We start from the raw sequence: 20,648 nt of genomic DNA, 5'->3' as shown, positions 1-20,648 counted from the left end.
TGCTTATCGTTATTGACGCCATTATGAAAGGCTCTTTTTAAAAAGAGCCTTTTTTTAATACAACACAGGAAAACGCGCCTCTATTTAGCTTCACTTTGCTCCAAAGAAACCCTATTTTCCCCTATGCTTTTGTTTCGCTTTTTGCTTTCTGAGTAAATACTTTTGTTCTTTTTTCTTTTCCCGCTGCTCTTTTGTCAGCCGCTGTTTCTTTCGTTTTCTTGCATCCAGCTCTTGTTTTATCGCTTCTTGCGCCTTATGAGACACACCGGCATTTTTCAATTCTTTAGACACTTGCCGCTGCAGCCTTTTCGGATTTATTTTGCGCGGGCGGCGGGCGGCCAGCCCAACTCCTTCCTGTTCTGCATGTGACAGTGCCTGTAAAAGTTGATGATGAACAAAATGCAATACTTCCGAATCCTTCGGCTCTTTGCCAAACAAATGCCGGACGGCTCTCAGCTTACCTTCAATCACAACTTCAATGACTCCTATCCAAAACTGACCATCATAGTAAACCGTTAATTTCATAACGATTCCCTCCTCCATCAACATGTATTTCAGAGAATGACGGACATCCCGAGGAGGGGAAGGTTACTGGCATGATCAATCATGCATCCGGACTACCAACCGAATCGTGTTTTTTCATTCTCCGCTAAAAATTTTATCAATTTTTCCAGTTTAGGAAAAGGGGTAAAGTGCTTTTATATTCAGTACAATAATATAATGCAATCCCTCCCTTGAGCCAGATAGGCTCTCAGAACTTCTCACTGTAAAGGTGCGGCTGGATAGAAGCTGCTCAGATCTCATTGGCACCGTTTAACCTCTTCTATTTGCGTTTGACTTGAAAAAGAGATAAAATGATTTACAAATCGTAATAATTACGTTTTGTTCCGCCGTATTGAAAGAGAGACCATATAAATAAACAACCAAAGGCGGCAAGAGAAGGCTGAAATATAGAGAGCTTGCGAAAGGAGTGAAAAGCTCAAGGTGACGAAGAAATACTGCGGAGCTTATCCCACCGTCTCCCCGGTTATCGGTATCACCTTTCGGGACAGTTATCGACCGGGGCTTGCTTAGTTCTTTATCATTTTACCGTTTGCAAATCGTAATAATTCTGTTTTATTTGGAGGAAAGATACATATGGCGACATGGGATTTAAGTAATATGAAACATCATATCTTTATCTGCAACGGCAGCAGCTGCAATCGGGTCGGAGCTGAGGAACTGACTCAAGTGATTCGGCAAGAAATCTCCGAGCGGGAACTTGACGATGTCATTCATACAACGCGCACGCGGTGTAATGGAAGATGCCAAGATAAATGCGTGGTCATCCACTATCCGAAAGGAACATGGTATAAAGATTTAAAACCGGAGGATGTCCCCCTCCTGATTGACTCGCTTTTTACCAATGAAGATTATACAGAAAAAGCGAGCCATTTGTATGATGGCCAACGTTTCGAGCGTTCATCTGGCGTCATCGCCGGGATTCCAAAAGACAAAGAAAAAGTAATCAAAGTATCGAAAAAATTGTAAATGAGGTCGAATGATCATGCCTTTAACTAAAAAGAAAATTCCTATCACCATCCTCACTGGATATTTAGGCGCCGGGAAAACTACACTTTTAAATCGAATACTTACAGAAAAACACAATCAAAAGATTGCGGTTATTGTCAATGAGTACGGAGAAGTCGGGATAGACAATCAGCTCGTCGTTGATTCTGAAGAAGAAATTTTGGAAATGAACAACGGCTGTATCTGTTGCACGGTCCGCGGAGATTTGATTCGTATTTTGCGAACTCTCGTATTCTCAATGGATCAAGGGAAAGTTGCATTTGATCGGGTTTTAATCGAAACAACGGGACTGGCTGACCCAGCACCTGTAGCCCAGACTTTTTTCATGGATGAACTGCTGTCCGACATATTTGAAGTTGACAGCATCGTCACGGTAGTAGACAGCAAGCATGTCACCAGACATCTGGATGATCAGGATGAAGCTCAAGAACAAATCGCTTTTGCTGACGTCATCATCCTCAATAAAACAGATTTAGTATCAAAAGACGAACTTATATCCTTGGAGCAAAGACTTGTCAACATTAATCCTGCGGCTAAGAGGCTGCATGCCAGAGATTGCAAGATCAATTTAAAAGATATACTGGGGATCAATACGTTTGACGTCAATCGAAAACTTGAAATCGACCCTCATTTTCTAGAGGATCATCATCACCACCACCATGATGATAAAGTGTCTTCTATTGCTTTTCGGGAAGAGAAGCCTCTTGATTTGGCAAAAGTGGATCATTGGATGAGTTATCTCGTACGGGAAAAAGGAGAAGATTTATTACGTTATAAAGGGATCCTTTATATTAAAGGGGAAGAATATCGAATCGTATTCCAAGGGTTGCATATGCTGTTTTCAGGACGTCCGGATCGGAAGTGGAATGAAAACGAGACAAAACAAAGCGAACTTGTTTTCATTGGAAAGGACTTGGACAAAGAGGAACTGGAGCGGCAATTTAAAAATTGCATAGCGAAGTGATATTTCTCGCTTTGTTGGGTCTCTCTTTGCTTAATAGAAAGAGCCGAGATTTGATTTTGCAAGTCTTTTTCGAGGGCAAAATGAGTTTTTAAGCAGGTCATTGCCTGCTTTTCTTTTTGTTCTTATAAGGACTTGCCTGCGTTCCCGCAACTGTCGCGCGATAGTTTACAGCCGCCCTTCCTTTGAATCTGACGACACCTTCGATACATCCGGATAAAAACACTTAAGGTAAAGGTGCGTCTCACAGTTCTAGCCATTAAAAAAGCAGCTAACCAGCTGCACAATATTTGCAAAAAATCATCGTCCGTAGGCTCTCGTATAGGATTCTGGTATTCATGTCCATTTTTCTTGCTTTGTATGACAAAGGTGAAAGGATAAAAGCCCTCCATTTTGTCGGATTTTATTAAAAACCTTGAAAGATAGTTTCCTTTCAAGGTTTTTGAATTTTGCCTTATTCGGTTATTTCTATATAATGATTCATATTTTGAAGTTCTTCATACCTGATCTGTAGACCGTCAGTTCCTTCAAGTAGAGTAGACACATATCCAGTTATATCTACTTCTATTTCATCCGCATCATCTGGTTCAATAATTTCTGGATGTGAACGAACTTCCAGGGTATAGCCTTTTTCTCCTCCAAACCCCTGAATCACTACCTGAAATCCTAAAATTGGATTTTCTATAAAAACAGCGGGCACTTCTTCATAAATTTGTTCCTCCATACCGCCAAAGGGTATTCCTCCAAATAATTTAACTGAAATTATTCTTGCTAAATCATCTATATCCTTATTCGAAGTAATTGGAATTAAACATTTAAAATACGGATATTTTTTTTCCATCTAACATTCTCCTATTCATCTTTTAATATTTTGCTTCCTTTTGTAAATTTACTATTATATTCTTCTTGAGTAAATATTCTAAAGGTTAATTTATCAGGTCTCCCTTTTTTATCTGTTTTTCTTAATCCATCTAAAGAGTTTTTTAGAGTTTTATCTAACTCTTTTTGTATTTTCCTGATTTCCTTTATATCGGTACCAGCCCTCCATTTTGAACTTGATGGAAACTTTGAGGCTAATTTATCACTAACAATGAAAGCATCAATATCGAAATCCGTAGGGTCAAATGGAGCGTTTCCCTTATGCGGTCCTTTCTGCCCTGTAGCCAATGAGCCTCTATAACCAACTTTAGCATTTGGATCAATTTCTTTAATTTTCTTCACTGCAGGACTCATTTTGCTTTGAACGGTATTCATAATTTCTTTTCTAGTTTGAACCTTCTCCGCCCCTTTAACACCTTTTTCAGCCTTCGCAACTTTCTTTCCCGCTTCTTCACCTTTAAATAACTTGAAGCCGCGCTTTCCGTACTTAAATGCCTTTCCGAAAGGGGTGACATTCAATGCGGCCATCAAACGGTCACCATTACCTTTAACGATTTCACCTGTCGCAAGGTCGTATCCAAACGCTGCTCTTACTCCATCATACACACCTGTAAATTCCATCGCTGTATCGAAATATTTAGCAAAGTCGCTTTTTTCCACATTCTCTGGAAGGGTGTAGGCGGGTTCGATCTTAACGATTGTATCCCCATCTATGTATGCCCGGTAAAGCGTATCGTTAAATACTCTATAATCTTTTTTTAGTTCATTCAATTCCTCTTGAGTGTACTCTTTTTTGGAAACCTTTTGTGTCGCCAATTTTTTTAATCGATCTGGATCGGCGAGAGTGTTTACGTCAGCATCTTCTTTGTCTCCGACTTTTTTCAACATGGCACCCATCGCTGTTTCTTGATTTCCGCTCAGGTTATCCATCTCATCCGGCTTTAAAATCGAACCTTTTTGGTAGCCGGTGATTTCAATTTTTGGTCCGGTATACATCTTTTCGAGCCTTGAAATGTATTTCTGCATCGTTTCTAGGTCGTTTTCAGCCGTTTTGAGGGCGTTTGTTTGCTCGCGGTCAAACGCATGCAGCTTTTCAAGAGTCGTGCTGATTTCCTTTAACGCTTTCTGATTCTGTTCATGAAAACCGCTGTCATTCAAATCCGGTAAATCTACGATATGGCTGACTTTTGCGATCGTGGCGTTGGTCTTAGAAACCAAATGTTTCGTTGTGCGATCAGCAGCATTTAAGCCATTCTCCAGCTCGTGTTCGAGAAAGGACTGGGAAATAAATCCGTTATGGTTTGGTTCCAGGGAATTCAATGCGCTTTTCATTTTCTTCAGCGCGGAACTGTATTCCTCTATGAAAGTATCATAGAAATGTAGAAAAGGGGTGTGACATTCCTCGTAAAAGGCGCGGATCGCGTCGCCGCCTTTTCCTTTTAAAGCATCATCAAGTGATGTGATGCCGTTAACGGCCTTTTTGACTTTGGCGAATTCGTCTGATTGATGTTTTAATTGTTCCAGCGTTTGATCAATGGCTTTGTGCAACGCTTGAACATCCAGAGTCTTCATAGCATTCTCCTCTAATACTAAAGTGACATACCTCGAAATATTTTACCACTTTATAGAAAAGAATTGGTGAAAAAAACCTGTCAATCCATGAAAATGAATCTTTGAGATTAGGTCATTAAACCTATTTGTTAAGGGGGTGATATACATAAAAAAAGCCGCTAATTAAACGGCTAAAAGGATATTCCAAAAACTCATTTTTAGGTTAAACAACAAAATAATGATTGGGTGCGCTTGTGATGTTTCTTGAAGCTGTGTTCATATCATCGTTGTTCGAAAAATGACTGAGAAAGCCAAGTCCAATTATCATAATCCCTAAACCGACCTTCATTTTAGACTTCATACAAACATTCCCCCTTCAATATTTGCTTTTGAGCATAGACCATCTTTTTAAGACAGATGAGACTATCCTCTGTTTTTCCATTATAATCTAGATAGGTGCCGGCTAACAATGCCAGCTCTTCCAAATACGGAAATCCTTTGCTTGTTTCCAGTCGATTGAAAATTTTAAAAAGCGATGCAGTTTCACACCGCTTTATATAAAGTGACTCGAGAGCTTCAAAAAGGCTTATAAACAGATGATCTTTAAGCTCCACAGCACTTCTAAGCCCTGTTCGGTAATAATCCTTGGCTTTATCATACTTATTTTGTTTGAAATTGATTAGCGCCAAGTCGTGGTATGCTTGCGGCAAATTTTTTGATTTATATTGAATTAGAGCTTGTTCAATATATCTTGCAGCCTTATTTAAGTTGTCCATTTTGTGATAGCAGTTGCCAAGGTTATAAAAAGCAGAAGCGTATATCTGTCGATTTTTCTTTTTTAATAGTTCTGCGCCTCTAAGTGCTTGATTTAGATGTGGAAGAGCCTTTTCATGATTCTCTAAATCATCATAATTCCCAGCAATGACAAAATGACACTGAATTAGGCGAACAGAATAGAGTTCATATTTTTTGTAAATGTTATATGCACGCTCTGCAAAGTACATCGAAACGTGGGTCATTTTCATATGGTAATAGACTTCAGCCATTTTAAAGTAAAATTCCGCTTTTTCAATCGTATCTGATATAGCAGGAAATTGACGTTCCGCTTTTTTATAATAAGTAATTGCCTTCGTATATTTTCCATTCCTAAATTCGTACATCCCTCGAAAAAAATGATAATAATACGTAAGCATATGATCTAATTTTCGTTTATTCCCTTCAATTCTCTTCAAATATTCTGATAATTCCATCTGTTTTTCACCCGAAGGTGCTATATATTCAATCATTATACTGTGGCGGAAAGCCATCAATTGATAATAGATTAGTAAATCCTGATCTTCTTCCATAACCTCTATATCCCTTTCAATTTCAGCTTTAAGCATTTCGGCGTCTGTCACATTGAATTTTTGAATATGCTGGTGCCACTCCGTAATTTTCATCCCCACTTCTGCAGATGAGATTCTATCCAACCTTTTCACCCTTCCCTTAACTATACTAATGATGTAAATTTTAACAATATTTCATCATTCGAAAAAGACGTTCGGGCCACCGCAATTAAATTTTCGGTTCCTCCCGCAACAGCAATTTGAGAAAGGAGTTAGAACCATTGATTTAATGGGGGCGATTTTAGGAGATTAAAGTTAGATGCTATTGCGGCTTTTTAAAAGGGAGCGCTATATAATCCCAAGAGCTGTCGAAAAATTGTAAATGGCTCGCCGTTTGACCAGATAGTATTTGTCCTTTTTCAACCCCATCTCCATATCAATCTCAATGTCCTTTATTTTTTTGGAGAGCAACAGGCTGAGAATTCATATACTTCTACCTAATCATAAACTTTATATAATGGACTTTTTTAAACGGTGAAGATTGCACCACCTAGGCAAATATACAATTATGTATAGACAAACTTCCAGTCCAAAAATAGTTGAATATAATTCTTTATTATAATTCGTAAGATAAAAAGGAGTGATAGGGCTTGTTTTATGATCAATATCCTGTAAACCCGTTTTCCCTCCCATCTTTCCATCGTCCATTTGGAATTGAATCCAGTACCTATGTTCGGAATATGCGAGCATTTAGAGATCTTGACCACCTTCGCAGAAATATTGTTCGTTTATTAAGCAGGATGGGGTATGTATTAGTCAGAATTGGAGTGGATCAATTTAATAATCTAGGAGTTACAGGTCAAAGACCCGGTACAGCTTACCAAGAGCTATGTGAAATCTGGATTTATCATAAACACCTTGAGGGCAGAAGTTACGAGGAAACCGTTCTTGCTGAATGTACTACTGATGAAGAGGCTAAAAGACATGTCGATCAGGTTGTCGCCGCACTACAGGGAATGGTTCGCCCTATAGAGCCTTAATTGATATGTGATTCATTAAAGTAGAATTACATTCAAACCATACAACATTAGGGGAAAAGGGCCGACAAAGCAGAATAGAAAAAGTCCACCATTTTGTCGGCTTCAATCGAGTGCTGAAGCTGTTGAAAAAATGAAGAAAAATAGCAATGGGCTTTCAGTCTTCTACTATTTTTTTCATTTGACATCAGTAGAATTCTCATTAACCTAGCTTGAAACATCAGGAAGCCGCAATTATCACAGCACCCGCGATGAACATATCGTATCAATTACTGAATTCCATGCTGTTGAGGTAGGATCAATAATTTTAAAATGTTCCACATCTGGAAGCACAATTAATCTAACATTACTGCCTTGTTCGGTTGCCTTGAAATAGTAGTCCTTGCTTAACTTTATTGGAACATGGCGATCCTTCACTCCATGAATTAAAACATGATCGGTTTTTATCGGCAACAACTCAATTGGAGAAACAACTTTATAGCGTTCAGCTACCTCTTGTGGTGACCCACCCATTAGTGCGGATACATGACTTTTCATTCCTTTTTCTTCGTGAAATTTCCACATTTTTTTTAGGTCTGTTACTCCAGCCAAACTTATTACTTTGTTGATAGACACAAACAGCTTATTAAACATTTGATCTGATTTTGTTTCAGTTCGAGAGGCTAGCCAAAGTGCTAAATGAGCTCCTGCCGAATGACCAATAACAATTACACTTGACAGGTCTAAATGATAAGATTCCTTTACCTGTGACAGATGATTTATAGCATCAATTACATCGTTAAATGTCCCTTTCCAACCTCCTCCTTCTTCCCCTACTCTGCGGTACTCAATGTTCCAAGTGGCATATCCCCTACTAGTTAAATCCTCAGCGATAGGATTATTTTCTTCTAAGTCATATCTCGACTGCCAAAAACCCCCATGAATCATAACAACTACTGGGCAAGGCTCTTTCCTTTCAGGCACCCGTAATACACCATATTGCGAGTGATGTTGCCCATAAGATATTTTAACTTTATTAGACATCATTCTCCTCCCCCTTTACGTGAGGCATCTGCAAAAGATCCGAAAGCACCCCATCCGCTCGATGCGAAATCGAGCCGGGCTATAGCTGTAGATAAGCTCTTATACTAATGAGTTTCTATCTCCATCTTCAGTTAATTGCGCCATCTTCATAAACAGCAGGAACGATAATTCCTTTTTTAGTTAATCCTTATCTGTTATAAAACCATTCACTTCGTCTAACCATTCTGCGTCGTAATGTTCTTCCTGAAAGTCGTGATCTTCATCAATCAAGGCATCAAAAAACTATCTGAATTTTTCGATTTTTACATTTTGAAAAATGTCACCATATAGCCTAAAACCATCGATTATGTCATCTTCGACTAGATTTTCATCCTTAAAGTATCATCTCTACTTGGCCCTTTCTAAATTTGTTCATGAAATCCGCTTGGAACTTCGACTATAACTAAATATTCAATGTCGATTATAGTACTTTTAAAGCCATACGTCGGCTGAACTTATTTAGCAAATATGTTCTTTTCCAATCAAAAACTGGTATTGGAAAGGCCTTGAACATACAAACTCGAGTAACTTTGGGGAAGAACAAGGGTTTCACGTTGCCGAAAAAGCAATCACCGGCTAAAAAAATCAATCAGTGTTTCAGATTAATGACTGAAGCGGACTCCTAAAGAGTCTGCTTTTTTGTTCTTAACAGCCCTCAGATAAACCCGAGAGCTGTCGTGAGTTTGTAAATTGCCCCGCCGTTTTATTTGATAGTATTGATCATTTTAAGGCCACCTCTATATAAATCTCAAGGAGCCTTTTAATCCTTCACATTGCTTTTCATTAACCATTCTACTTCCGTTAATTCTTGTTTTTGAACGTCTTTTGTGTGTTTTTTTGTGAAATGGGCTTTAACAGCTTCTTCGTTTTCCCAAATCTCCCAGAGCATGATTTTACGTTCTGATGGTTCAAGGGGATAAGCATGGAATTGAATGCACCCTTCTTCTTTGTTCGTTTCTTCCTCAAGTTTTTTGAATTCCTTCATTATTTCATTGAGGTCTTTATCACTGATAATTTTTAAGCATGCCGTTATGTAATGCATACAAATTCCCCCTTCAAATCATTTCATAGCTTTTCATTATAACATTTTCTCGAAAAATGAAAACAACTGCGAAATTTGTCTAATGGCTGCCTTATGGGTTTCCACTAAAAAAAGGGCTTCATCTCAAAGAGAAGTCCTTTTTTATTTAAATCCCTATCTTGAGAATAACCGGACGAAATACGTGCCGCTTCTTAATGTTCTTCTTACAGACGGCAAGATTTAAAGCAACCCGTCTAAAAGTGGTCAAAATGTGGCCAATAAAATGAAAATCGCTCACAGCCGTTGAAGTATCAAGGGTTGTGAGCGATTGGAAATTACATGACCCGCTTAAACATCTTCTCCATTTCATATGTCGAGTAGTGAATGATGATCGGGCGGCCGTGCGGGCATGTGAATGGGTCGGATGTTCTGCGCAACTCATCGAGCAGGGCGGTGATTTCGTCGTCCCGCAGATGATGGTTGGCTTTGATGGAGCCTTTGCAGCTCATCATGATTGCGGCTTCTTCGCGCAGTTTTTTGATGTCGATCGTGCGGTCATCAAGGACTTGCTGAATGATGTCTTCAATGATCGTCGTTTCTTCCCCTTTTGGAAACCAAGTCGGGTGGCATCGGACGATATAGCTGCCGGCGCCGAACGATTCGAGAAAGACGCCGACTTTGGCTAAATCGTCCAAGTGCTGGTCGATCGTCAGCGCTTCATTTTTTGAATAATGGAATGTCAGCGGCACAAGCATGTCCTGGACTTCCGGTTCGACCTCTCCGACTTTTTCACGGAAATACTCGTATTTGATCCGCTCCTGTGCGGCGTGCTGATCGATGATGTACAGCCCGTTTTCATTTTGGGCGAGAATGTAGGTGCCGTGCATTTGGCCGATCGGATACATGATCGGCACCCTTTCTTTTGGCGTCTCTTCGTCTTGGACGTTTTCGCCTGCCTGTTCCGGTTCTGATTGTACAGTCGGTTCGGCTTCCGGCGTATACTCTTCAGCTCCGGGCCATTCAGGCTCGGTGTCTTGCATAATGCTTTCTTCTCGCTCTGCAGGAGCGGAAGGGGGCGGGTCTTTGACAACCGAGCTTAATTTCATCGCCGAAAACGATGGCTCTGGCTTATATTCTCGTTCAACATCAGGATCAGAAAGAGGTGCCGGCTCTCGTACCTGGTCGAAATCAAGCTTTTGCTGCTCTGGTTTATGGATCAGAGGTGCGGTTTTTTTCGGAACTTGCACGCTCGGAATGAGCTGCTGCTGTTTAAAGACGTCTTTGATGGCGTCGCGAATCAGTTCGTGAAGCTCCGTCTCTTTGCTCAGCCTGACCTCCAGCTTTGACGGATGCACGTTGACATCCACAAGCAGCGGGTCCATGTTGATTTCAATGAACGTAATCGGATGGCGGCCGATCGGAAGAAGCGTATGGTAGCCCTCGTGGATCGCTTTCACGAGCGGAAAGTTTTTAATGTATCTGCCGTTGACGACAGATGACATGTAATTTCGCGATGCGCGCGTAATTTCAGGAAGGGCGATATAGCCTTTCACTTCAAAATCAAGAGATCTCGCTTCAAGCGGGAGCATTTTTTTGGCAACCGCCGTGCCGTAAATCGCCGCAAGCACGTGGCGGACATCGCCGTTTCCGTTTGTCTGCAGAAGCGTTTTCCCTTGATGACGCAGCCTGATCGAAACTTCCGGGTGGGCAAGAGCGATTCTGTTGACCACATCTGTAATGTTTCCTAGTTCCGTATGGATCGTTTTCATGTATTTCAGCCTTGCCGGCGTATTGAAAAACAGATTGGTAACTGTAATTTCGGTTCCTCTGCGGCTTGACGCTTTTTGCTCGGAAATGATTCTTCCCCCCTGAAGCGTCAAATGGGTGCCTGCTCCTTCTCCGGTGCTCGTTTTAATGCTTAAGTGTGAGACAGACGCGATACTTGGCAAAGCTTCTCCGCGAAATCCGAGCGTTCTGACGCGAAACAGGTCGTTTTCGTCTTTGATTTTGCTTGTGGCATGACGCAAAAAAGCTGTTCTGCAGTCTTCTGCATCCATCCCTTCGCCGTCGTCAAGCACTTTAATCGAGGCGAGACCCGCTTCTTCAACATCGATTTCAATCACGGAGCTGTTCGCATCGATGGCATTTTCGACAAGCTCTTTGACGACCGACGCAGGCCTTTCCACTACTTCACCCGCCGCGATTTTATTCGATAAATCGTCAGGCAGCTGAACAATTTTTGCCAAGTTGGGTCACCTCTTTATTACTTTAATTTTTTTTGCAGCCTGTACAGTTCATTCATGACTTGTATAGGCGTCATATCGAGCAGATCCATCGTTTTAAATTCAGCTAAAACAGCCTGCTCTTTTTTAGAGAGCTTCGTCTCTTTTTCTTTCGGCTTGTCCGTTTCAAAAAATGACAGCTGGGCCGGTTGATCTGCAACAGTTGCCGCGACTTCTTCCGCCGCCTCTTTTACCGTATTCGGAGCCGTTGATGGAGCCGCTTCTTTGGCGCCGGATTCAAGCTCTTTCAGGATCGTTTTCGCCCTGCTGATCAAACCGTCGGGCAATTCGGCCAGCTGCGCGACATGGATACCGTAGCTTTTATCTGCTGCGCCTTCTTTTATCTGGTGAAGGAAAACGACCTTTCCTTCGTATTCTTCCGCACGAACGTGAATATTCTTCAAGTCGGCAAGCTTTTCTTCAAGGGACGTTAGCTCGTGATAGTGAGTGGAAAATAAAGTCTTCGCGCCGATGTGCTCGTGAACGTACTCGATGATCGCCTGCGCAAGCGCCATTCCGTCGTAAGTGGACGTACCCCGGCCGATTTCGTCAAATAGAATCAAGCTGTTTTTCGTCGCATGAACGATCGCATTTTTGGCTTCAAGCATTTCCACCATAAACGTACTCTGTCCGGATATAAGATCATCCGCAGCGCCGATTCTTGTAAAAATCTGATCAAAGATCGGCAGCACCGCTTTTTTGGCAGGAACAAAACAGCCGATCTGCGCCAAAATGGAGATCAGCGCCATCTGTCTCATATACGTGCTTTTTCCTGACATATTCGGCCCGGTGATTAAAAGCATTTGTCTGCCCTTGCCCATTTCGCAGCTGTTCGGGACGTAAGACTGGCTGTCCATCACCTTTTCTACGACTGGATGCCGTCCGTCGATCACCTGAACGACGTCCTCGGAAAACTCCGGTTTAACATAGTGGCGGTTTTCGCTGATCGTCGCAAAACATTGGAGCACATCAAGCTCGCTCATCATTTTTGCCAGCTGCTGCAGGCGCGGGATATATTCCTTCACCCTGCTGCGAAGCTCGGAAAACAGCTCATACTCCAGCTCGCAAATATTGTTTTCCGCTTCGAGAATCAGCGCTTCTTTTTCTTTCAGCTCCGGCGTGATGTAGCGTTCTGCATTGGTCAGCGTCTGCTTCCGTTCATAGCGGCCTTCTTCAAGCAGATGGATGTTGGCTTTCGTCACTTCAATATAATAGCCGAACACCTTGTTAAAGCCGACTTTTAAAGAGCGGATTCCCGTGTACTCGCGTTCCTGCTGCTCAAGCCTTGCGATCCAGTCCTTTCCGTTCTTGCTTGCGTCCCTGTATTCATCCAGCTTCGCGTGATAGCCGTCTTTGATCAAGTTCCCCTCTTTTAATGAAAGAGGCGGATTCTCGTATAGCGCATCTTCCAAAAGATTCAAAAGATCGCCGCACGGATCGATTTTCTCGGCGCGCGCTTTTGCTTTCGGATGGTCGAGGGAGCCGACAAGCTGTTTGATGGCCGGCACTTGTTTCAGCGATTCCTTCAGCTGGATCAAATCTCGGGCATTGACATTGCCGTAAGCGACCCTTCCGGCGAGCCGCTCGAGATCGTATACTTCCTTCAGCCGTTCGCGCAAATCTTCCCGCTCAAACAAATGGGCGATCAGCGTTTCGACAATTTCCTGGCGCTCTTCAATCTGTCCCTTTCTGATCAGCGGCCTGTCGATCCATTGCTTTAACAGGCGCCCTCCCATTGCCGTTTTCGTTTCGTCCAAAAGCCAAAGAAGCGAGCCTTTTTTGTTTTTCGAACGGATCGTTTCCGTCAGCTCGAGATTGCGTTTCGAATACAAATCGATTTTCATCGCTTCTTCGAGCTCGTAAGCCTGAACGTTTTGAAGGTGGTCAAGGCTTCTTTTCTGCGTCCGCTTCAAGTAGACGTAAAGCCTCATAAACGTATCGACAAGCTCTTTGGACGCCAGACCGTTCACAATGTCAGGCCATTCATCTGCTTGTTCATCCTCGAAAGAGATCGTGGCGCCGCAGCGCTCTTTCAACAGCGCGACGTCTTTCTCGTCAAGGTTGCGGCTGACGACGATTTCCCTTGCTCCGACAGAGTAAATCTCGGAAACGACATCATCAAGCCTTTCGATAATCGTCACTAAGTTCTCGCCCGTCGTCAAATCAGAAAAAGCGAGCCCGTATGTATGCTGAAATTCACTGACAGAGGCGATAAAGTTGTTTTCATTTTCATGAATTCCTTTTCCGTCCATCACGGTGCCGGGTGTGATCAGCTGCACGACTTCCCTTTTGACGACTCCTTTGGCCGATTTAGGATCCTCCACCTGCTCACAGATCGCGACTTTATAGCCTTTTTTAATGAGCTGTTCGATATACGAAGAGCATGAATGATAAGGAACCCCGCACATCGGGATTCTTTCGCTCGATCCTCCGTCTCTGCTCGTCAGCGTGATTTCGAGTTCCTGAGACGCCTTTTTTGCATCTTCAAAAAACATTTCATAAAAGTCTCCAAGACGAAAAAATAAAAAGGCATCCTGATACTCTGCCTTAATCTTTAAATATTGCTGTATCATAGGCGTGTAGCCTGCCATATTTAATCCCTCACTATGTATAAACGTTTCTATTGATTCCAACACTCATTATACCATAAAGATTCATGCTGAAAAAAAAAGAAACTAGGGCGGTGTTTCCCTAGCTTCCTTTTATTCTTCTGGATCTCCGACCAAAAACTCCGGATTGATGTCCTCAAGTTCTTCATCAAGTTCTTCTTCCCACGCTTCTTCCTCATCGCTTTCCGTCCAATCAGAATTGACCTCAACGACGACCTTTGTCTCGCCGACAACCTCTGATAAAAATTCCCTTTCCGCCTGTACCACCACTTTGTTTCCGTTCGGAGAAATGGTCACTTCAAGGCAGTTCGGCTGCTGAAGCACCTTCGCAATCACTTCGTGTTCATCATCTAAGTAATTTTTGTCGCGATACCGGAGCTTAATAACATCAACATAGGAAACGCGTTCTGTCACAACTTCGGTTTTGGTGTTGTCCGCATATGAATACCAGACGTTGATATCATATGTCCCTTCAATTTCCACGGTTTTTCCGATTTTTTCGGCGTCATACTTATGATTGATAATCCAACCGCCTAAAATACTGGTTGGCTTTTGCGAAGGAGAGATTGTATGAGTGGACTGAGTGAATTTCCGGCCTTTCGCGACCACCGCTTTGGTAATAATTTCCCTGTATTCAGACATTCGGTCATGCCTCCTTGTTTTTCCTCGTATTATCCTATGCTGGGCATTCGTCTAATGTGCGTTCCTTGAGAAATCAAAATAACATTCCCATATAATGAATCTGTTTAAGTGTATGCAGATAAAAGGATAAACTTGACTTAAATCAGAAAAGAAAAAGACAGACCGAAAACCGAATCTTTTCAATAAGCCGTCGCGGCGGGAAATTGTATAAAAAAATGGCGCCTTAAAAGGCGCCGCCAAATTATAGAGAACAGCTCGGTGATGAATTTTTTACTCTTGAACCGGTCTCGCCTTTCAGCAGGTCTCCCCCGGTTGATGTGATGATCTCGTTTGTCACTTGGTTTGATATTGTATGCGCGACGAGCTGCAGAAGGTCGTTGACTTCCATTTGGGAGTCTCTGAACTCTTGAATGATCGGAATCTCGTCAAGCTCTTCCTGAAGCGCGTCAATCTTTGCTTCCGTTTGTTTAAGCGCTTCGTGCTTTTCATAATGTTTAAAGTTGACGGCTTGCTTTTGCAGGGCTTTGATTTGATTGATAATACCCGTTATTTTGGCATTCTCATTAATCTGTGCCTCCGCTTTTTTGAAAAAGTCGACTTCTTCCGTTTCGGCAATCATTTTTGCGAGCTCCCGCGCTTTTGCAACAATCTCTTTTTTCGTATAAAGCGTCACTTTATTTCACCTCGATTGCTTCTCCTACCATTTCTCCGTCAAGCGACCAAGTTTTCGCCTGGTGGATTTTCACGTTGACAAGCTGGCCGATCGCTTCTTTTGGTCCTTTGAAGTTGACAAGCTTGTTTTTCCGAGTATAGCCGGCAAGGATATCAGGGTTGTTTTTACTTTCACCCTCTACTAACACTTCGACAACCTGCCCCTCATATTCCTTCATTTTCTTCGCGGAAATTTCGTTGACCACTTCATTTAATCGCTGAAGCCGTTCTTTTTTCACGCGCATCGGAACATTGTCTTTCATTTTTGCAGCAGGCGTTCCTTCGCGAGGCGAGTAGATGAACGTATAGGCGCTGTCAAATTCAACTTCTCTGTATAAGGAAAGCGTTTCTTCAAATTGCTCATCAGTTTCGTTCGGGAAGCCGACGATAATGTCTGTTGTTAAAGACGCGTTCGGCATCGCTTTTTTAATTTTGGCGACAAGCTCGAGATAGCGTTCCCGGTCGTATTTGCGCGCCATCAGTTTCAAGACATCCGAGCTTCCGGACTGAACAGGCAGGTGGATGTGGTCCAGAAGGTTCCCGCCTTTTGCGAGCACCTCGATCAGATGATCGTCAAAATCACGCGGATGGCTCGTCGTGAAGCGGATTCGCGGAATATTGATTTTGCGGAGCTCATCCATCAAGTGTCCGAGTCCGTATTCCATATCCTCGAAATCTTTGCCGTAAGCGTTGACGTTCTGTCCGAGAAGCGTGATTTCTTTATAGCCTTCAGCCGCAAGTCGTCTCACTTCCTGAATGATTTCTTCGGGACGTCTGCTTCGTTCTTTTCCTCTTGTGTACGGCACGATGCAGTACGTACAGAACTTGTCGCAGCCGTACATAATGTTGACCCAGCCTTTAATTTTGCCGGTGCGGACTTTCGGAAGGTTTTCAATGACATCGCCTTCTTTAGACCACACTTCGATGACCATTTCTTTTGACAGATAAGCTTCTGACAAAAGTTCCGGCAAGCGGTGGATATTGTGTGTGCCGAAAATCAGATCCACGAACGGATGTTTCTTTAAAATCCGGTTGACGACTGATTCTTCCTGGGACATACATCCGCATACGCCAAGGATCAAATCCGGATTGTCTTTTTTCAAAGCTTTTAAATGGCCGATTTCACCGAATACTTTGTTTTCCGCATTTTCGCGAATGGCGCATGTGTTTAACAGAATCACATTGGCATCTTCAGTCGAATCGGTCGGCTCATAGCCGAGGGTCATGAAAATACCGGCCATGACTTCTGTATCGTGTTCATTCATCTGGCAGCCGTATGTGCGGATGTAGAACTTCCGTCCTTCACCCATCCCTTTGTACTGCTCGGAAATTTTAAAATCGCTATGGTATTTAACCTCTTCTTTGCCGCGTTTTTTCGCATCTTTTAAGGAAGGCGGAACATAAACAGCTTCGAAGTACTTGCTGTAATCCTTCTCGGATTTTTTGTCCGATGGATTGACCTGTCCGCTTTCAATGCGCTGTTTCTCATTCATGTTTTTGATCTCCTTTCAAACAAAGCTCCACTCTTCAGTATAAAGGTTCTCGGTTGTCAGCACAACCCAGAACCCATCATTGTACACTAACTGAAAATGATTATCAATGGTTATTTGCTTTGTTGAAAAAGAAATCGACGAGTTTAAAGCAGACCCGCTTTTTTGGCGCCGGTTTCAATGATTTCAAGTGCTTTATCGAGCTCTTCTTTCGAATGCTGGGCGGTCATGATCGTTCTGATCCGCGCTTTGCCTTTCGGGACGGTCGGAAATACAATGGCCTGCGCAAATAAACCGAGCTCGAAAAGCGTGTTTGAAAAGCGGCATGCTTCGGCTTCATCACCGATCAAAATCGGCGTGATCGGCGTCTCGCTCTTAATCAGCGGGAGGCCGATTTTTTCAAGCTCTTTTTTGAAGTACGAAGTATTGTCCCAAAGTTTTTTAATCAATGAAGGTTCCTCCATCAGCACATTGACCGCTTCAATGCATGCCGCAGTGACGGCCGGCGGATGGGAAGTACTGAAGAGAAACGGTCTGCCTTTATGCTTTAAATAGTCGATCAGCACCTTGGAACCGGCCGCATAGCCTCCTAAAACACATATCGCCTTGCTGAGCGTGCCGACTTGAATGTGAACCTTCCCGTCCAGCCCGAAATGGTGAACCGTTCCGCGCCCGTTCTCGCCGAGAACGCCGGACGCGTGCGCATCGTCGACCATGACAAATGCGTCATACTGTTCAGCGAGCCGGACGATTTCGGGAAGCGGCGCGATGTCTCCGTCCATCGAAAACACGCCGTCTGTAACGATAAGCCGCATTCTGTAATTCATTGATTTTTTTAAAATCTTTTCTAAATCTTCCATGTCCGCATGCTGATATACTTTTTTGCCCGCTTTGGTAAGTCTGATGCCGTCAATGATGGAAGCATGGTTTAATTCGTCTGAGATGACGATATCATCTTTGGTGAGAATGCTTGAAAGAATGCCTTGATTTGCGGTGAAACCGGACTGGAATACGAGTGCAGCTTCAGTGTTTTTAAATGAAGCGAGCTTCTTTTCAAGCTCATCATGCATGGTGAATGTTCCGGCTATTGTCCGGACCGATCCCGTTCCAGCTCCGTACCGTTTGACCGCCTCTTCGGCCGCTTTTTGGAGGCGCGGATGAGACGTCAACCCGAGATAGTTATTGGATGAAAGCTGAATGATGTCTTTTCCTTTCATTTTGACAGTTGATCCTTGCAGCGATTCGATGATCGGCAGTTCCTGAAAAGTTCCGTTTTCTTTCATTGTATCAAGCTCGGAAGCTAAAAAATTAAATTCCTTCATATCTATCTCTCCTTTCACGGTATCAATACGACTTTTCCGCATTGCCCTTTTTTCATCAATTCAAAGCCTTTTTCAAACTCTTCCATCGGGAAACGGTGGGTGATGACAGGCTTGATTTGAATCGTACCGGACTGGAGAAGACCGCTGACCTGCCTCCACGTTTCAAACATTTTGCGGCCGGTAATTCCCTGAACCGTTAATCCTTTAAAGACGATATCATTTGTCATGTCGATGCATACGGGATGCTCAGGCAGACTTAAGACATGAACCCGCCCTCCGTTCGCAGCCATTTTTAAACTTTGGCGGATGGCCGTAGGATGGCCTGACATTTCGCAAACCAAGTCCGCCCCTTCACCGTCCGTTAAAGCGCTTACATTTTTGAGCGGATCTTCTTTTTCAACGGAGATGATATCGGTTGCCCCCATTTGCAATGCAAGGTCAAGCCTGTATTCGTTTTTATCGATGGCGATCACCTGTGATGCGCCTGACGCTTTTGCAACTGCCACGGCCATCAATCCGATCGGTCCGCAGCCGACGACAGCGACTTTCACTCCAGCCGTCATTCCCGTCAGAACCGTATGCACGGCATTTCCGAGCGGTTCTTGAATAGAAGCAAGATCCTCAGGCATGCCGGCCGGGTTTTTCCAAATGTTTGCGGCAGGCACTTTGACATATTCAGCAAAACAGCCGTCTGTATCGACACCGAGAATCAGCGTTTTTCTGCAGACATGCTCTTTTCCGGTCAAACACGGCAGGCACTTTCCGCAAACGATGTGCGTTTCTGCCGAAACATACTCCCCTTCTTGTACCGCAGTCACATTTTCCCCCACTAGAACAACCTCGCCGGAAAATTCGTGGCCAAACACATAAGGCGGTTTCACCCTGCTTTTCGCCCATTCATCCCAATTATAAATATGGACATCGGTTCCGCAAATCGATGCGGCTTTGACTTTGATCAGCACCTCGTGTTTGTCGATCTTCGGTATCAGGACGAGCTCGAAGCTGGCGCCCGGCTCCCCCGGCTTCTTGATAAGCGCTTTCATATTTCCGTCCAAGATGAACAGACCCCCTTTGCAAAATCGCTTTACAAAAGGATTGTAGCACGATAATTCATATTGGTAAACACCTGTGTCCTTCTGAGAAAAACAGATGAACACCCTCTGAAAAATGTATGATATTTTTTTAAAATGGGATGCGGCTGAAGAAATTTTGAAAGAGAAATCCGTCGACTTGACTTGGTGTATATGAGCGCTGCAGCGCTTCGATCAGATTCCCGTAATCTTTGTGGGCTTCCAGACCCGGAATGCCCCGGTCGATGCCGTCAAAATCAGATCCGAATCCGATATGCCGCTCGCCTCCCAAAGAACAGACATGGTCAATATGCGAGAGGATATCTTTGATCACAGGCGTTTTTCCGTTTCTCACGAATTCAGGGACAAATGTCAAGCCGATGACGCCGTTCTTTTCAATAAGCGCTTTAATTTGATCGTCTTTTAAATTTCTCGGATGAGGGCAAAGGCTGTGCGTATTCGAATGAGAGGCGATCGGATACGCTGCCGTTTCAACCGCATCCCAAAAGCTTTTCTCGGATAAATGGGAGAGATCGGTCCATGCCCGGTTTTTGTTCGCCTTGCGAATCAGCCTTTCCCCGTAAGAAGTCAAACCTGCGTTTCTTTCTTCTAAAGCGCCGTCTGCGAACGTATTGGCCCAGTTCCACGTCAGGCCGAAACTTCTGACTCCGAGCTGAAAAAAGATGTCAAACAGCCTTAAGTTTTTTGAGATCGGCTCACAGCCTTCCATCGTTAGAATGATGCCGGTTTCATCGCTTTTGAGCTTGTCGATATCGGCTTTATGTTTGATCAGTTTGATCCGCTTGTACTTTGCAATTTTTTCGTGAAACAGCCGGATCTGCACGAGCGCCATTTCAAGCCTTATTGTATCGGGTACGGTTTCGGGCAGAAAAATCGCCAGACACTGCACTTTCGCCTTTCCGTTTAAAAGCGCCTGAACCGGCGTTTGCAGCGACGGGTCGCTGTATTCATTGAGTTTCGGATTTTTCCAAAGCTTCAGCAGCAAATCAGAATGGGCATCAAAAATTTTCACGTTCATCCTCTCCCGGCTGCATTTTTCAAAAACGGCCAAACCAAAAACAACCCGCTTACGTGAAAGTAAGCAGGTTGAAGCATT

The 20,648-nt window shown here is 43.3% G+C and carries 16 protein-coding genes and 2 pseudogenes; 3 read left to right on the top strand and 15 right to left on the bottom strand.

What is annotated here, in order from left to right; genetic code table 11:
* Positions 1–111: 111 nt before the first annotated feature.
* Positions 112–598, bottom strand: a pseudogene (locus MHI30_RS09330) (YjdF family protein).
* Between the two features lie 539 nt (positions 599–1,137).
* Here MHI30_RS09330 and MHI30_RS09325 point away from each other — a divergent pair.
* Positions 1,138–1,530 (top strand): (2Fe-2S) ferredoxin domain-containing protein, encoded by a 393-nt coding sequence (locus MHI30_RS09325; protein ID WP_075754410.1) that lies wholly within the window; start codon positions 1,138–1,140, stop codon positions 1,528–1,530.
* Positions 1,531–1,540: 10 nt separating this feature from the next.
* A complete protein-coding gene (locus MHI30_RS09320) occupies positions 1,541–2,533 on the top strand; it encodes a GTP-binding protein (protein ID WP_075754408.1) in 993 nt (330 codons plus the stop codon).
* A 451-nt stretch (positions 2,534–2,984) separates the two neighbouring features.
* Here MHI30_RS09320 and MHI30_RS09315 read toward each other — a convergent pair whose 3' ends face one another.
* The 4 genes and pseudogenes from MHI30_RS09315 to MHI30_RS09300 all read right to left on the bottom strand — a co-directional run.
* Complete coding sequence (locus tag MHI30_RS09315; RefSeq protein ID WP_075754406.1) at positions 2,985–3,371, bottom strand: hypothetical protein; 387 nt, start codon at positions 3,369–3,371, stop codon at positions 2,985–2,987.
* Positions 3,372–3,382: 11 nt separating this feature from the next.
* Complete coding sequence (locus tag MHI30_RS09310) at positions 3,383–4,981, bottom strand: T7SS effector LXG polymorphic toxin (protein WP_342410013.1); 1,599 nt, start codon at positions 4,979–4,981, stop codon at positions 3,383–3,385.
* A 329-nt stretch (positions 4,982–5,310) separates the two neighbouring features.
* Entirely contained in the window at positions 5,311–6,429 is a 1,119-nt protein-coding gene (locus tag MHI30_RS09305) for a tetratricopeptide repeat protein (RefSeq protein ID WP_142238604.1), read from the bottom strand.
* 204 nt (positions 6,430–6,633) lie between these two features.
* Positions 6,634–6,747 (bottom strand): annotated as a pseudogene (locus MHI30_RS09300) (ArpU family transcriptional regulator); the annotation flags it as partial.
* Between the two features lie 188 nt (positions 6,748–6,935).
* On the opposite strand from MHI30_RS09300, the gene MHI30_RS09295 reads away from it, so the two are divergent.
* Positions 6,936–7,325, top strand: coding sequence for a hypothetical protein (locus MHI30_RS09295; protein ID WP_075752737.1), 390 nt, complete (start codon positions 6,936–6,938; stop codon positions 7,323–7,325).
* A gap of 234 nt (positions 7,326–7,559) precedes the next feature.
* Here the strand turns inward: MHI30_RS09295 and MHI30_RS09290 are convergent, their stop codons facing one another.
* The 10 genes from MHI30_RS09290 to MHI30_RS09245 form a co-directional block, all read right to left on the bottom strand.
* Positions 7,560–8,348: an alpha/beta hydrolase gene (locus tag MHI30_RS09290; RefSeq protein ID WP_075752739.1), complete on the bottom strand. Its 789-nt coding sequence runs from the start codon at positions 8,346–8,348 to the stop codon at positions 7,560–7,562.
* A gap of 796 nt (positions 8,349–9,144) precedes the next feature.
* Positions 9,145–9,426 (bottom strand): putative quinol monooxygenase, encoded by a 282-nt coding sequence (locus MHI30_RS09285; protein WP_075752741.1) that lies wholly within the window; start codon positions 9,424–9,426, stop codon positions 9,145–9,147.
* 314 nt (positions 9,427–9,740) lie between these two features.
* Positions 9,741–11,651 carry a DNA mismatch repair endonuclease MutL gene (gene mutL, locus MHI30_RS09280; RefSeq protein WP_075752743.1) on the bottom strand — a complete coding sequence of 637 codons (1,911 nt, stop codon included), beginning with the start codon at positions 11,649–11,651 and terminating at the stop codon, positions 9,741–9,743.
* 17 nt (positions 11,652–11,668) lie between these two features.
* Positions 11,669–14,278, bottom strand: a complete 2,610-nt coding sequence (gene mutS, locus MHI30_RS09275; protein WP_075752745.1) for a DNA mismatch repair protein MutS — start codon at positions 14,276–14,278, stop codon at positions 11,669–11,671.
* A gap of 111 nt (positions 14,279–14,389) precedes the next feature.
* The gene (gene cotE, locus MHI30_RS09270; RefSeq protein ID WP_020451464.1) at positions 14,390–14,938 is read right to left on the bottom strand and encodes an outer spore coat protein CotE; all 549 of its coding nucleotides are present in this window, start codon (positions 14,936–14,938) and stop codon (positions 14,390–14,392) included.
* A gap of 241 nt (positions 14,939–15,179) precedes the next feature.
* Complete coding sequence (locus tag MHI30_RS09265; RefSeq protein ID WP_020451463.1) at positions 15,180–15,611, bottom strand: RicAFT regulatory complex protein RicA family protein; 432 nt, start codon at positions 15,609–15,611, stop codon at positions 15,180–15,182.
* Between the two features lies 1 nt (position 15,612).
* On the bottom strand, positions 15,613–17,142 hold the full coding sequence (gene miaB / locus MHI30_RS09260; protein ID WP_020451462.1) for a tRNA (N6-isopentenyl adenosine(37)-C2)-methylthiotransferase MiaB: 1,530 nt from the start codon (positions 17,140–17,142) through the stop codon (positions 15,613–15,615).
* A 143-nt stretch (positions 17,143–17,285) separates the two neighbouring features.
* Complete coding sequence (locus MHI30_RS09255) at positions 17,286–18,461, bottom strand: glycine C-acetyltransferase (RefSeq protein WP_075752747.1); 1,176 nt, start codon at positions 18,459–18,461, stop codon at positions 17,286–17,288.
* A 14-nt stretch (positions 18,462–18,475) separates the two neighbouring features.
* Positions 18,476–19,519 carry an L-threonine 3-dehydrogenase gene (gene tdh, locus MHI30_RS09250; protein ID WP_128739513.1) on the bottom strand — a complete coding sequence of 348 codons (1,044 nt, stop codon included), beginning with the start codon at positions 19,517–19,519 and terminating at the stop codon, positions 18,476–18,478.
* 124 nt (positions 19,520–19,643) lie between these two features.
* Positions 19,644–20,564 (bottom strand): dipeptidase, encoded by a 921-nt coding sequence (locus tag MHI30_RS09245; protein ID WP_075753444.1) that lies wholly within the window; start codon positions 20,562–20,564, stop codon positions 19,644–19,646.
* Positions 20,565–20,648 lie beyond the last annotated feature (84 nt).

The organism is Bacillus sp. FSL L8-0528 (genome assembly GCF_038593085.1).
Lineage (GTDB): Bacteria > Bacillota > Bacilli > Bacillales > Bacillaceae > Bacillus > Bacillus paralicheniformis.
Note: the sequence above shows the minus strand (reverse complement) of the source record. Positions and strands in the feature narration are given on the sequence as shown.

Coding starts and splice junctions, on each gene's coding strand:
- MHI30_RS09325 (WP_075754410.1), top strand. CDS start 1,138: ATGGCGACATGGGATTTAAGTAATATGAAACATCATATCTTTATCTGC.
- MHI30_RS09320 (WP_075754408.1), top strand. CDS start 1,541: ATGATCATGCCTTTAACTAAAAAGAAAATTCCTATCACCATCCTCACT.
- MHI30_RS09315 (WP_075754406.1), bottom strand. CDS start 3,371: ATGGAAAAAAAATATCCGTATTTTAAATGTTTAATTCCAATTACTTCG.
- MHI30_RS09310 (WP_342410013.1), bottom strand. CDS start 4,981: ATGAAGACTCTGGATGTTCAAGCGTTGCACAAAGCCATTGATCAAACG.
- MHI30_RS09290 (WP_075752739.1), bottom strand. CDS start 8,348: ATGATGTCTAATAAAGTTAAAATATCTTATGGGCAACATCACTCGCAA.
- MHI30_RS09285 (WP_075752741.1), bottom strand. CDS start 9,426: ATGCATTACATAACGGCATGCTTAAAAATTATCAGTGATAAAGACCTC.
- mutS (WP_075752745.1), bottom strand. CDS start 14,278: ATGGCAGGCTACACGCCTATGATACAGCAATATTTAAAGATTAAGGCA.
- cotE (WP_020451464.1), bottom strand. CDS start 14,938: ATGTCTGAATACAGGGAAATTATTACCAAAGCGGTGGTCGCGAAAGGC.
- miaB (WP_020451462.1), bottom strand. CDS start 17,142: ATGAATGAGAAACAGCGCATTGAAAGCGGACAGGTCAATCCATCGGAC.
- MHI30_RS09255 (WP_075752747.1), bottom strand. CDS start 18,461: ATGAAGGAATTTAATTTTTTAGCTTCCGAGCTTGATACAATGAAAGAA.